This is a genomic window from Vibrio sp. ABH4_348, from assembly GCF_056159765.1.
Map to the genome: position 1 here is coordinate 314595 of NZ_JBSWVW010000001.1, position 14924 is coordinate 329518.

The 14924-nt window shown below is 45.5% G+C and carries 5 protein-coding genes; all 5 read right to left on the reverse strand.

The features are described 5' to 3' along the window. Nucleotides 1-4: 4 nt before the first annotated feature. Nucleotides 5-1771 carry a diflavin oxidoreductase gene (locus ACXAFJ_RS01550; RefSeq protein ID WP_475320948.1) on the reverse strand — a complete coding sequence of 589 codons (1767 nt, stop codon included), beginning with the start codon at nt 1769-1771 and terminating at the stop codon, nt 5-7. Nucleotides 1772-1801: 30 nt separating this feature from the next. Continuing rightward, the gene (locus ACXAFJ_RS01555) at nt 1802-7264 is read right to left on the reverse strand and encodes a glutamate synthase-related protein (protein ID WP_475320949.1); all 5463 of its coding nucleotides are present in this window, start codon (nt 7262-7264) and stop codon (nt 1802-1804) included. Between the two features lie 578 nt (nt 7265-7842). Next, nucleotides 7843-8274 (reverse strand): DUF1499 domain-containing protein, encoded by a 432-nt coding sequence (locus tag ACXAFJ_RS01560; RefSeq protein ID WP_475320950.1) that lies wholly within the window; start codon nt 8272-8274, stop codon nt 7843-7845. 160 nt (nt 8275-8434) lie between these two features. Beyond that, complete coding sequence (locus ACXAFJ_RS01565) at nt 8435-9904, reverse strand: glutamate synthase subunit beta (RefSeq protein WP_475320951.1); 1470 nt, start codon at nt 9902-9904, stop codon at nt 8435-8437. Next, nucleotides 9904-14445: a glutamate synthase large subunit gene (gltB, locus tag ACXAFJ_RS01570; protein WP_475320953.1), complete on the reverse strand. Its 4542-nt coding sequence runs from the start codon at nt 14443-14445 to the stop codon at nt 9904-9906. Before gltB ends, ACXAFJ_RS01565 begins: the two co-directional genes overlap by 1 nt. Nucleotides 14446-14924: the final 479 nt, after the last annotated feature.

Here is a 14924-nt window from a genome sequence, read left to right on the forward strand (position 1 = left end):
CGCTTTAATAAACGTCGCGCACGTAACGCTTCTGTTTCTTCAAGGCGTTGATATAGTCCTTAGCGCCTTGCTCATCTAACCCTCCGTGTTCAGCAACAATGTCGTGTAGCGCTTTGTCTACGTCTTTCGCCATGTAGTAAGCATCTCCACAAACAAAGAAGTAACCGCCGCGTTCTAGCCACGCAAATAGCTCAGCGCCACTTTCACGCATCTTGTCTTGAACGTAGATCTTCTCTTCTTGATCACGAGAGAAGGCGAGGTCGAGCTTATTAATGACGCCTTTACGTTGCAGTTCTTCGATTTCTTCTTGGTAGATGTAATCGGTGCTGCTGTTGCGATCACCAAAGATCAACCAGTTATCACCTTGTGCTGCGATGACTTCACGCTCTTCAAGGAAGGCGCGGAATGGAGCAATTCCGGTACCAGGACCGACCATGATCATCGGAGCGTTGTCGTCTTCTGGAATAGCAAAGCTCTTGTTTGGTGCAAAGTAAACAGGAACCTTTTCACCTTCCGGTACCAAGTCCGCAAGCCAAGTTGAACAAGTACCATTGTATGAACGCTCACCATTTTGATAACGAACGCTACCGATGGTTAGATGCACTTCATCGTTGTGCTTGTTTAAGCTTGATGAAATCGAGTATGCACGTGGAGCGATAGGCTTCATCAGTTGTAATAATTCCGCCAGAGACAAGGTGACATTTGGGTAAGCCTTAAGCAAATCAATGACATCTTTGCCCCAAAGGAAATCACCCAGAGCTTTATGATCTTCATCTGCAATCATGCTTAACAGCTTGTGATCGCTAGCACCTTCCGCCAGTGCTTTAACAAAATCTTTTGATGGTGTACGAATATCTAGGTGCTCAGTGAAAATCTCACGCAAGCTGAAGTTTTCACCATTCCAAGATGGTTTTTCATCACCTGTAAAGTTGAAGTGCGCCAAAAATGCATCCACAAGTTCAGGTTGATTTTGTGGAATAACATTAAGTGCATCACCCGCTTTGTAAAACTCGCCAGAGCCTTCAAGAGAGAATTCATAGTGGACAATCTCTTTACTTGAACCTTCTTTGTTTAGCACTCGTTTATGGGTCAGAGTGGCCATTAAAGGATTCTTGCGATTGAACTTTGACTTAACCTTAGTACTCGAATTTGATGAAGTATTGGCAACCGGAGCAGCCGCATCTTCACCTTTATCGGCAATAACAGGTAACGTGGCGATCATCCACTCTTCAGCAGGCTGTTCAAAATCGATATCACAATCAACTCGAGGTGTTACACGCGATGCGCCTAGCTCTTCAAGTCTGCTATCCCATTCTTTCCCTGCTAAACAAAATTCGTCGTAGCTGGTGTCGCCAAGTGCCAATACGGAGAAGTATGTTCCGTCTAGCTGTGGCGCAGCATCGGAGTTCATGATTTCCCAGAGTGACTCGGCATTGTCTGGGTGTTCACCTTCACCATAGGTACTGGTGACGATAAGAACTCGTGATGACTTCACAAAGATCTGCGGGTCTACGTCATCCATATCGTAAACAGATGCAGTAAGGCCGTATTCTTTAGCTTTCTCAGCGGTGTCATTGGCAACGGCTTCTGCATTACCCGTTTGAGTTCCGTAAAGGATTGTTAGGCCTTTTACTTGTGGAGCGGATTCCGCGTGCACGACAGATTCTTCTTTCACAAGAAGTCTTGAATGCAAGCCAGAGAAAAAACCAGCGAGCCAAGTTTGCTGCTCGTCGTTAAAAGGTAAATCTTGTGGCAAATGAGGTACTTTCATTGTTCTTCCTATCTCAACAATTTCGCCAACTTAGGCTGTTTGGGCTACTGACTCAGCATCATTAGATGCTTGACGTTGTTGTTCGATGTCGGCTCGAATGACATCAGCAAATGCGTAACAGTACACAGTTGCTAAGCGCTGATTTAGCGGTTCGATAGCCTTCATTTGGTCTCGGATATCGGATTCTCGAGCTAAGATCCACACAGTCGTTCCTCGAGAGTGTGTATCCCAAACATCACGTCTAGACAGCGAAGACTTATAGTCTTCTACTCGTTTGTGTGCCAATAGCACAGACAATTCATCGTCTTTGTAGTTGGAGATGGCTTCTTTGACATCTTTTGTAATGGCATCAAGAAGCTTTTTATCTTTCAACTCAAACATTCTTTTCACCAACGCGTCTTGCTCTAGTTCAGAGTTAGCCTGAGCTTTGGCAAGTTGGTGAGCTCTGTGGAGTACACCACTTTGCGTTAATAAATCACAAATTAAAGGAGAGTCCATATCTCCGTATTTTGGACTTTCGCCGCGAGATAGATCTTGTCCATCGCGGTAAGCAAAATGAATATTTTCCATCAGACGGCTTGCTTCGCCATGAATCAGTTCTTCCAGCATTTTCTTTCTTGAATGCGTTTCAAGAATACTTTCTGGATGCTGGCTCTGAGTCAGCGCAAGCGGTAACACTAATGTGAAGAGAGTACGGCTGGTCGCCCAATCAGCTAAAATCGCAGCTGCTTTCTTAGAACCCGTAAATCGTACGTGTTGCTCTAAGTGCCACTTAAGTGCTTCTTCATAGCCGGAATTGTGTTCAATTAGAGGCAGGGCCAACACTGAGTCGCGGCTGCAACTCGAAGCGAACTGACCTTGCTTATCGTATTGATAAGCAACACCGCCAGACATACCATTACCAAAGCCCTTGCCGTAGCCACCAAGGTTGATAACAGAACCATTGGTCATGTACTCACAACAGAAGTCGCCAACGCCTTCTACGACTGCCACCGCGCCAGAGTTACGAACAGCAAATCGGTCACCCGCTTCACCTTGTATAAAGGTTTGGCCACCTGTCGCACCAAATAATGCAAAGTTACCAATAAGTACATTGTTACCTGAAGACAGTTCTTTATCAGACGGAGAACGAACCACAATGTGGCCGCCGCTTGAACCTTTACCAACACCATCATTACAGGTGCCAGTATGTTCCATGATCAAGCCGCTATTGTTAAACGCGGCGTAACTTTGACCAGCACTTCCTCGGCTTTGAACTAGAATGGACTCAGCGTCAACAAAGCGTCTGCCGTTTGAAGATGTCAGTACTGCTGGGTGCTTAAGACCTTTTTCTTGATAGTTAAGCGCGCGCTCTATATCAATAGACAGCTGTCCACCTGTCGACTTGTTTCTGTTGTTTAGTTTGCCAGCATCAAGAACAATGTGACGTTGCTCAGACTCAAAGTAGTCTCCAAGTAAGCTTTCGATAAGCTTATCATCAGGCGTAAAGTCAGCTTCAAGGTAAACTGGCTTAGCAATTTTTACTTCGTCTACGTAGCGGAGTAATCCGGTTACATCTAAGCGGCCAACAATACTGTGGTGATTCGCTAAGTGCAGTAGCTCTGTCTTACCACGAATGTCACGTAAGCTCTTGTAACCTAGTTTAGCTAGGATTTGGCGCACTTCGTGAGCAACGTTCAGGAAGTATTGAGCAAGTGCTCGTGGATCACCTTGGTAGAGTTCAGGGTTAGTCGTTAAGCCCGCTGGACATTTGATGTTACAGTTCTTGGCCATTACACACTTAAGCATCATAAGTGCAGTAGTACCAAACTCGAACGAATCACCACCCATAATGGCTGATTTGATTACATCGACACCAGTTTGGTGAGCGTTGGAACAGCGCAACAATACTTTGTCACGCAGACCATTCTCGCTGAGTGCTTGATGAACTTCAGCAATACCAATCTCAGCAGCTCGACCTGTGTTTTTCAAACTAGTTACAGCTGCGGCACCCGTACCACCAGTGTTACCAGCAACGTTGATTATGTCAGCACCCGCTTTAGCCACGCCAACGGCAATGGTGCCGATACCTTCCGATGATACTAGTTTGACGATCACTCGAACTCGCGCCGCTTTAGCGTCGTGAATAAGTTGTCCCAAGTCTTCTATCGAGTATGTATCGTGGTGAGGTGGTGGGGAAACCAGTTCAACACCAGGTGTACCACCACGTGCTGCGGCAATCTCAACCGTAACTTTAGGTGATGGTAACTGACCACCTTCACCGGGTTTTGCACCTTGGGCAATTTTAATCTCAATTTCTTGGAGCTGAGGATCAGCCAAGTAACCAACCCAGACACCAAATCGACCTGATGCAAACTGCTTAATTTTACTCGACTTAATGCCGTTAAATCGACTCGAGTGCTCACCACCTTCACCTGAGTTACTCATGGCGCCAGCAATGTTGGTACCTTGTGCAACCGCCATATGCGCGTTTGCGTTAAGGGCACCGTGACTCATCGCACCTGATGCAAAAGTAGGTGTGATCAAATGTGCAGCATCGACTTCATCAATTGAGATTGGCTTGCGAGCGGCTTGTACACGAGTTAAGAAGTTAACCAGTGACTCTTTTGCTTGGACTTTTAGTTTATTGTCGTTGATTTGTGCGCTGACAATATGATCTTTCCAAGTTTGCTCTAATGCGGCTGCAAATTCGGATAAGTCACTTTGATTAGCCAAGCTAAATGCAAAAACGTTGCTTTCTACGGTTTCAACATCTAACCCAGCCCACAGGTAATTGACGTTTCCATCAAAGTGGAAACGATCAAGAAGATGACTGAACTCTGATTGTGTACTTGCCTGAGAGAAATCCAATGGAAGCAGTAAGATATCACGCAACGCCGCAGGGCGTGATTCGCGTTCCTGATACAGGTTATCGATAAATGCTTGATAAGCAGGTGTTATCTTAAATGAATCTATTTCTTCAGGAGTTAAACGCTCATAACCACGTTCTTTGTAAGCCACATCTTCAGTCTGTACAACCGTAGCTTCTAATGCTTGTTCCGCTTGATCTTGGTCGACGTATTTCACGTCTTCCTGAGTCATATTTATGTATTCGCGGACCGCGGTATTACCAAAGCTGTGACCAGCACCGTCTTGTCTTTCTTTAAACAAGCCTAGCAGTGGAATTTGGTTTTCTTCGTTGATAGCAAGAGCTTTGAAATGCCACTTTGCAGAACTCCATGCGAGATCTTCGAAGCGAGCACCACCGACCGGTGCGCTGATATTAGGGAAGTAATCCTTTAAGCACTCAGAATCAGAATCTAAGAAGTTTGATTCGAAGAATTCACCACCAATGTAACTTTCTACTGTACAAAGACCAAACTTACCCATGGTCTTCATTAGTGATTTTTCACAAGCTTTCTTAAAGTTTGCTAACCCTTTTTCAACCGTTTGATTGTTAGCAAGAGTTTGAGCTCGGTAGTAAACAGACATCGGACAAACAGCTGATACACCAAAGCCGAGAATACAGGCAATGTCGTGACTACTTGCAACCTGACCCGTTAAGAAAACTAAGCTCGTGTTAAAACGCAATCCTTTTTGGATTAGGCGTTGGTTTACCGCAGCAGAAACTAATATTGCTGGCAAGGCCGCGTGATCGTTGTTGATGTCTTTATCGGACAAGACAACAATTCCTACTCGGCGAGTTGCAGCATCTTCCACTTGATCACACAACGCTGTGAGTGCGTTTCGAACACGTTCAGCGTTATCTGCACGGCTATTTAATGTCGGTGAATAAAGCGTACTAAATGTCTCTACTTCGATCTGAGATTGCGCAAAAATCTGTTCTATTTGGTTTGGCGCCAAAATAGGAGATTCTAGTACTAATTGCTTTGTCCCTGCTGGGCTGAAATTAGGTTTTGCACCAAGTGCCACGCGAAGTGTCATACCATCAGATTCACGTAGTGAATCCAGAGGTGGGTTGGTAACTTGTGCGAAACGTTGGCTGAAGTACTTAGACATTCCGCCTTCTTCATCAGTCAACACGTTCGGTGCCAGACCGTAGCCCATTGCTGAGATTTTCTCTGCCCCAGCTTCGATCATTGGGTCGAGGAAAAACTTAAAACTTTCTTGGTTTAGTGAGTAAGCTACATGGCGACTATAAGGACTGAACGTGTTGTTTTCCGTTGTGTCGTCAAGTGACTTAGACTCTAAATCATCGAGCGTAATACGGGCTTCGTCGAGCAGGGCCTGATAGTCTTTTTCTGCGGCCAGCATTTCAAGAACTTCATTGGTTTCGTAGCTCTTTCCTGTGCCGTGGTCGAAATAAATCATCCCGCCAGCTTGAATACGACCAAGGCGGATTACGTCTTCTGCCGGGAAGTCGATCTGACCAGCTTCACTCATTACTCCAAGGTAACGTTCGGTTTCAACACTGCGAAGTGGACGAAGACCTAGTCGGTCAAGTCTTGCGCCGACCTTGTCACCATCAGAGAAGATCAAAGCAGCCGGGCCATCATTTTTTTCTTCAGATAGACTAAAGTATTCCAGCATGGCACGGACGTCGGGAGATAGAGACTCGTCGTTTTCCCACGCTGGTGGCATCATGGCCAGTACTGCGGTAACGATGTCCATTTCATCTTCAACAACGCGTCTTGCCAAAGTTTGGTCTAGACGAGCAGAATCTGATTGCCCTTTAGGGAAGATCACGCGTTTTTGTTGCTGTCGAGCAATTGCATCTTCGCTAAGACGATTCTTTTTATCCGTGTTTAGCTCACCATTGTGGGCCATGCGACGGAAAGGCTGTGCCATCATCGTTGCTGGCGCAGTATTGGTAGAGAAACGCGTATGGAAAAACAGCGTAGTAATCGCGTGCTCTGGGTGAGTCAAATCTTTGAAGTAAGGGACGACTTCCCAAGAATTCAAACGGCCTTTATAAACCTGAGTTTTTGAACTCATTGAAAGCGGGTAGAAGCCTTCTAGATCATCATTGGTAAAGCCGACAGATTCTATTTCGGCAAGCGCTAAGTTAATGTCTTGCTCAAAGCGTTCCGCACTTTCACAATCCGGTGAACGCAAGAAAACAACCTGTTGAATAGTTTGTTGAACTAGTTGAGATGCATCATTTACTGCTGAAGGATCAACAGGAACTTCTCTCCACTTGGCGATCTCAAGTTTGTATTGAGCCATGGTCTTTTCGATTAAAGACTTGGCATCGCCATGCTGACTAGGATCAAATGGAAAGAAGAAATTTGCCACGCCAAAGTTACCTTTTTCCAAGGTATCTTTATTCACGAGGTGACGATAAAAATTGACTGATAAGTCGATGTTAACGCCTGCACCATCTCCAATGCCTTCTGCATTCATACCACCGCGATGCGGGATGGTACATAGAGCTTGGTGAGCTATTGATAATAGCTTGTGGGTTTGTTCACCCGTTTTATCGGTGATGAACCCCACTCCACAGCTAGAGTGTTCATGCTCGCGATCATACAGCGAGCGAAATTCCTGATTCATTCGATCATTTCCTTGATTGCTAGCAGTGTTAACTGCAAGTTCCTTTGGCATGTATCACTACGGTGCCGCAGCAAAGGTTTATTGCTTATAAATTATGAGCTTAGCTTAGTTGTGTTTTTCTAAAGTATTGTGGTTTTAGCGAGGATAGATCAGAGGGAGATTTACGTTGTGCAAACTCACACAAAACTCGACGTTTTGCTTTGTTATCCATTCACTATTTGCCAAACTCATCATCAAAAACATCCTGTTCTTGATGTATAAATTCGTGAAATTTTCCAATTCATTCACAAAAATAGGCTCAATAATTATCACGACCGTATCCAGTTAGCAAGCATTCTGTGATTGAGATCGCGCTAACCAGTCGAAATGCTAACTCTTTGTGATTGAATTGTTTTTCATTTTTTATGAATTTATTTTCACTTAAACATAGCATAGATTATTCAGCGAAATCTAGCTCTAAGTGATATTGGTTATCAGTTGGCAAGAGTAAAATGAAACCGAGGGCAAATCAACCATTGTGAATAAGAATTATTCACAATGGTTGATGGGAAAGGTAGAAAACAACAGTTTCCCCACGGTTATTTTTGGATAAGTCCTTGTTCAAAAAGTACGCGCCTCAACTGCTCTGTCCGTTCACGGTTTACTCCAAAATCTGAATAACCGGTTCTCGATTGCGATCGAACAATCAATTTTTTCCCGTCTAGGCGAATTTCCAAATCATCGACAAATTTAAAAAAACGGCTAGTGCATTCGATGCGTGCGTAGTTTTCTCGTTGATCCGCAATTTCGGCTCCGGGCAAATTCGCCGCAATCTCGACTATCGCCTCAAAACGCGTGTCTTGGGTGACTAGAAATTCTGGAATCTGGTATTCATCGCGACTTTCCATCGTTGAGACACAGTTGGGTTTTTCGTCACACAGCTCAGTAGAGCTATCTGTAATGGTAGAGGAGGGCTGAGAACATCCAGCTAAAGCCATAACCAATCCAAAAGCAATAAGTTGTTTTGCCATTATTCAGTTTCACTCCCGTGTGGTATTAAAGCTATTATTCGAACTATCAATTGATAAGTGTACGTCAATGAAACAAAAAAAGACCAGCACAAGGCTGGTCAATAAGTAACGGAAGGACCGTTTTTGAGGCACTGAGCATGGCCTCGTTGAAATGGTTGTCTTAGACGGAAAGCATGAGCGAGTCTGCTTTCGCTTCCAAGTTGGTGTTACCCATTAGATATTCATCGATAGATCGAGCACTTTCCCTACCTTCGTTGATACAACGTACAACAAGAGATTGTCCGGTTCTCATATCACCAGCGGCAAAAACACCTGGTTGATTGGTTTGGAAATCTTGAGTTGCCACATTGCCGCGATCATCTAGTGCAATATCCAACTGAGCTAACACACCTGTTGGCTCTGGATGTAAGAAACCCATTGCCAAAAATGCCATATCGCATGGTATTACACGTTCGCTGCCTTCAACTTCATTGAAGGTAGGGCGTTCACCCGGTTTAGCGTCTTGCCAAACGATATCTGCAACTCGCAATCCGGTAACTTGACCTTGTTCGTTGCCAACAAATTCCTTAGTTAGGATATTCCAATGACGATCAACACCTTCTTCGTGAGAGGTGGAAGTACGCAAAATCATTGGGTACTGAGGCCAAGGCATATTAGCTGGGCGCTTTTCAGGTGGAATCGGCATGATTTCGACTTGTGTAACGCTCGCCGCACCATGACGGTTTGACGTTCCCACACAGTCTGACCCAGTATCACCACCACCGATCACAACAACGTGTTTACCAGCAGCGTGGATTTCTTCACCTTTTAAGTCCATGTCATTGGCACGGCGGTTGTTTTGAGATAGAAATTGCATCGCAAAGTAGACACCATCCAGTTCACGACCAGGTACTGGAAGATCACGGGGAACGGTTGAACCGCCGGTTAGCAATACAACATCGTATTCTTGACGAAGCTGCTGTGCGTTGACATCGACACCAATGTGTTGATTGACTTTAAATTCAACACCAGCTTCTGCCATCAAGTTGATTTTACGTTCAATGATATCCATGCCTAGCTTAAAGTCAGGGATACCAAAACGCAGAAGACCACCTACTTTCTCGTCTCGTTCAAATACGGTTACGCTATGACCTGCGCTGTTTAGCTGCTCAGCGGCTGCTAGACCTGCGGGGCCAGAACCGATAATCGCGACCGTTTTACCCGTGCGAGAACGAGGTGTTTTAGGTTTTGCATAACCCTCGCGGTAAGCAGTCTCAACAATCGTCTTTTCAATATTACAGATCGTAATTGGATCTTGGTTGATGCCAAGAACACACGAACTCTCACATGGTGCAGGACAAACGCGCCCAGTGAATTCAGGGAAGTTATTGGTGGAACTTAAGATGTTCCACGCCTCTTCCCAACTGTCGCGGTAAACCGCATCATTAAATTCAGGAATGATGTTACCGATTGGGCAACCGTTGTGACAAAACGGTACGCCACAATCCATACAACGCGATGCTTGAGTATTGATTTTGCTACCAAATTCGTCGTTTAGAACAAACTCTTTGTTGTTCTTGATACGCTCTGCAGGGTCGATCTTCTGTGGAAGTTCACGACCATGTTCTAAAAATCCAGTCGGCTTACCCATTACACTGCCTCCACTTCTTGTTGCTGTGTTGCTTTTGCCTTGCGCTTTTGAAGAACTGCTTTGTAATCGCGAGGCATGACTTTCACCAAGCTTTGCAAGCTAGTTTCAAAATTGTCTAAGAAGGTTTTAGCAACGTCACTTCCTGTGAACTCGACATGTTTGGTCAACATATCCAGTAGTAGATCTTTGTCTTCTTGCTCGATAGGGTCGAGGTCAACCAATTCAGGGTTGAGTTTAGATTCAAAATCGTTGTTTTTGTCCCAAACGTAAGCCACACCACCACTCATACCTGCCGCAAAGTTACGACCTGTCGAGCCAAGGATTAAGGCAACACCACCCGTCATGTATTCACAACCGTGGTCACCCACGCCTTCAACCACGACTTTCGCGCCGGAATTACGAACACAGAAGCGTTCACCAGCCATACCACGAATAAAAGACTCACCAGAAGTTGCACCGTAGAAACACACGTTACCTACTACGATGTTATCTTCCGCAACAATGCTGGATTTTGCATCTGGGTAAAGTACTAGCGTACCGCCAGAAAGGCCTTTACCCCAGTAGTCGTTTGCGTCACCTTCTACTTCGAATTTCACGCCTTTCGCTAGGAAAGCACCGAAAGACTGACCAGCAGAGCCATTGAATTTAACGTTCATTGGCTTAGGTAGACCGGCATCTTTGTAGACTTTTGAGATCTCATTCGACAACATGGTACCTGCAGAGCGGTCCGTATTGATGATAGGGAACACGGCATCCACAGCTTCGCCGTTTTCAAGTGCTGGAATCGCAGCTTGAATCAACTTGCGGTCTAGAACGTCCTCAAGGTTGTGGTTTTGTTGTGTTTGGTTGTAAACGCCATCTTCTTCACGAGCTTGCTCAATGTGCAGTACAGGAGAAAGATCTAGGTTTTTGTATTTCCAGTGTTTGATGACTTCGCGAACTTTTAGTTTGTGCGACTGACCAACCATCTCATCGATAGTGCGGTAGCCTAGTTCTGCCATCACTTCACGCAGACCCTCAGCCATGTACTGGAAGAAGGTTACGACGTCTTCTACGCGGCCATCAAAGCGCTCACGTAGCGTCTTATTCTGAGTTGCGATACCAACAGGACAGGTGTTCTTATGACACTTACGCATCATGATACAACCCTCAACCACTAGAGCTGCTGTTGCAACACCCCATTCCTCAGCTCCGAGTAATGTTGCGACTGCTAGGTCACGCGGTGTTTTCATCTGACCATCAGACTGAACAACGATACGGTTACGTAGGCCGTTCTTTAGAAGCGTTTGGTGCGTTTCCGCTAGACCAAGCTCCCAAGGTAAACCTGTGTGACGGATAGATGACATAGGAGAAGCACCTGTTCCGCCATCAAAACCTGCGATAAGGACAACGTCCGCTTTCGCTTTCGCTACACCAGAGGCGATAGTACCGACGCCCGCTTCCGATACCAGCTTCACGTTGACGCGGCCAGCACGGTTTGCGTTCTTCAAGTCGTAGATTAGCTGAGCCAAATCTTCGATTGAGTAGATATCGTGGTGCGGCGGCGGTGAGATTAGACCCACGCCTGGAGTCGAGTGACGCGTTGCACCGATCCAGTCATCAACCTTATCACCGGGTAGCTGGCCACCTTCACCTGGTTTTGCACCTTGAGCCATCTTTATCTGAAGCTCATCAGCGTTGGTTAGGTAGTAAGACGTTACACCAAAGCGACCTGAAGCGACCTGCTTGATTGCAGAGCGTTCCCAATCACCGTTTTCTTTACGCTCGAAACGAGTTGGGTCTTCACCGCCTTCACCCGAGTTTGATTTCGCGCCGATGCGGTTCATGGCAACAGCTAGCGTTGAGTGGGCTTCGTAAGAGATTGAACCGAATGACATCGCACCTGTAGCGAAACGCTTAAGGATGTTTTCGATTGGTTCAACTTCTTCTAGCGGGATAGAACCTGCAGGGTTCTTAACAAAGTCTAGCTGGCTACGTAGCGTTGCTGCGTTATCGCCTTGGTCATCCACGGCTTTTGCGTACTTCTTAAACTGAGCGTAGTCTTTGTTACGAGTTGACTCTTGTAGAAGTGAGATAGTTTCAGGGTTAAACAGGTGTTTTTCACCACGCTGTTTCCACTGGTAAACACCGCCCACATCTAGAACTTGTACTGGGATTTCACGAGTAGGGAAGCCAATGCGATGACGGACTAACACTTCCTTCGCGATATCGTCGATCGTTAGGCCTTGAATACGTGAAACGGTACCTGTGAAGTACTTATCAACCACAGATTTACTGATACCCAGCGCTTCAAAGATCTGCGCGCCGTGGTAAGACTGTAGTGTTGAAATACCCATCTTAGAGAAGATCTTCAACAGACCACCGTTGATCGACTTGCGGTAGTTCTCAAAGAGATCGCGAATATTGGTTTCAGGATCAAGCTTCTTAGTGCGCTGTAGGTCAACCATAGTTTCGATTACTAGGTATGGGTTGACCGCGTTTGCACCGTAACCGATTAGCGTTGCGAAGTGGTGTGTCTCACGAGCATCACCCGTTTCAACCACAATGTCACATTTCGCACGCAGACCTTTGCGGATTAGGTGATGGTGTACTGCACCTACCGCCAACATTGCTGGAATAGCCGCATGGTTAGAGTTAACCGCTCGGTCAGTAAGAAGAATGATAGAGTAGCCATCGATGACGGCATCTTCTGCATACTGACAGATGCGCTTCAGTGCACGCTCTAGCTTGCCTTCGTCTTCACTCGCTCGGAAAACGATGTCTAGCGTTTTTGCCTGAAGGTGCTCATTATCGATAGCACGTAGTTTCTCAAGCTCAGAGTTAGATAGAACTGGAGATTCAAGCTCAACTTTTTGACAGTGCTCTGGTGACTCAGCAAGAAGGTTCTGATCCTTACCTAAGTAAGTGTTCAGAGACATCACCATACGCTCACGAATCGGGTCGATTGGTGGGTTAGTTACCTGAGCAAACAACTGCTTAAAGTAGTTCGATAGATGTTGCGACTGGTGCGAAAGAATCGCTAAAGGCCAGTCGGCACCCATTGCAGAAAGTGGCTCTTTGCCCTCTTTTGCCATAGGTACGATAATTTCATTCACCTCTTCAGAGCTGACACCGAATGCTTGCTGCTTGTGCAATAGCTTTTCTGGTGAAGGCTGGCTGAATTCGTTGCTCGCATCTGGCAATTTCTTCAGGCTCAGTAGGTTTTCATCCACCCACTTTTCGTAAGGTTGCGCCGAAGCAATGCCATCTTTTACTTCTTCGTCAGAAATAATGCGGCCTTGCTCTAGGTCAGCAACGAAGATACGACCTGGTTGTAGACGACCACGGAACTCAACGTTCTCTGGTTCGATTTCTACAACACCAGACTCTGAAGCCATTACTAGGAAGTCATCTTTGGTTACTGTGTAGCGAGAAGGGCGCAGACCGTTACGGTCAAGGGTTGCACCGACTTGAACACCGTCAGTGAAACATACAGATGCCGGGCCATCCCACGGTTCCATTACATTCGCGTGGTACTGGTAGAACGCACGACGAGTAGGATCCATGTTTTTGTTTTCTTGCCACGCTTCCGGAATCATCATCATCAACGCATGTGGCAGGCTACGACCAGATAGAACTAGGAGCTCAAGTGCCATGTCGAAGTTTGATGAATCTGAGCTGCCTTCCTGACAGATAGGCAGTAGCATATCGATCTCGGCCTGAGTGAACAGGTCAGACTCAATGATGGCTTCACGGGCTTTCATCCAGTTTAGGTTGCCGCGAACGGTATTGATTTCACCGTTGTGTGCAATGTAACGGAAAGGTTGAGCCAGACGCCACTTAGGGAAGGTATTAGTTGAGAATCGAGAGTGAACCAATGCCAAAGCCGTAACCATGGTTGGGTTTTGCAGATCTAAGAAGTACTGAGGTACTTGCTCAGTCGTCAACTGACCCTTGTAAACCAAGGTTTTGTATGACATTGAGTTGATGTAAAAATCATCGCCAATGTTGGACACACTTTCTAGACAAACTCGAACCGTGTAATTACGCAAAACGTACAGTTTACGCTCGAGCTCTTCTGGTGTGGTACTTGGGCCACCAGAGATAAAAACATGTTCAAACTGAGGTTCAGTACTCAATGGATCGTCACCGATCATTGAGTTGTCAGTTGGTAATACTCGATAACCGATGACATTTAGTTCTAAACGTTGGGCATTGCGCTCAAGAATCTCACGGCATTGCTCACGTTTGTGTTCATCTTTTGGAAACAGTACAACGCCAACACCATACTTTTCGAAAGAGGGGAGTTTGATGCCTAGTTTAACGGCTTCTTCTAATAGAAACTCATGTGGCTTTTGCAGCAAGATACCTGCGCCGTCACCACTACATGGATCACAACCTTGACCGCCTCGGTGCTCCATACGAGCTAGCATATCGAGAGCTTGGGTTACGACTTGATGTGATTTGCGATTTTTTAGGTGGGCAACAAAGCCAATACCACAAGCGTCATGTTCTAGCTCTGGTGTATATAAACCTTGTGCGCTCGGTGTATTCTCAACCATAGTACTTCCTTCCAGTGTATAGCAGGCACACAAACCCCGGGTTAAACCCAAGGCAATCTGTCTGCTTTCCTTACCAGTGTTGATCTGAGTTTCCCTGAGCTGGGGAAACTGAGTCCTTTCCGTTTCCTGCAGGAAAAGTAGTGCAGGAAAAACATTCCATGGTGAATATCGCAATTAGTTATAGCTTTAATAGCGTTTTATATTGGTAGAGCGCGATATTACCGAGATTTTGCTCGATTCAATTCCTAACAAAATGACAGCAATTAGAACAAAATCTGTAACTATCCTACATTTTTATCTGCCGCCATGGCAATTAAAAAAATAGTATTGATCTTAGTATTTTGCATTAACAATCGTTTAACATGAATGAAACCTGACTAAAATGCTTGCTTTTGTTGATAAAATGCAAAAAAGCCTTTCTCCAAAGTCAGTATCTTCTTCTGAAATTTTTATTGTCATTATGTAATAAAATTACTTAA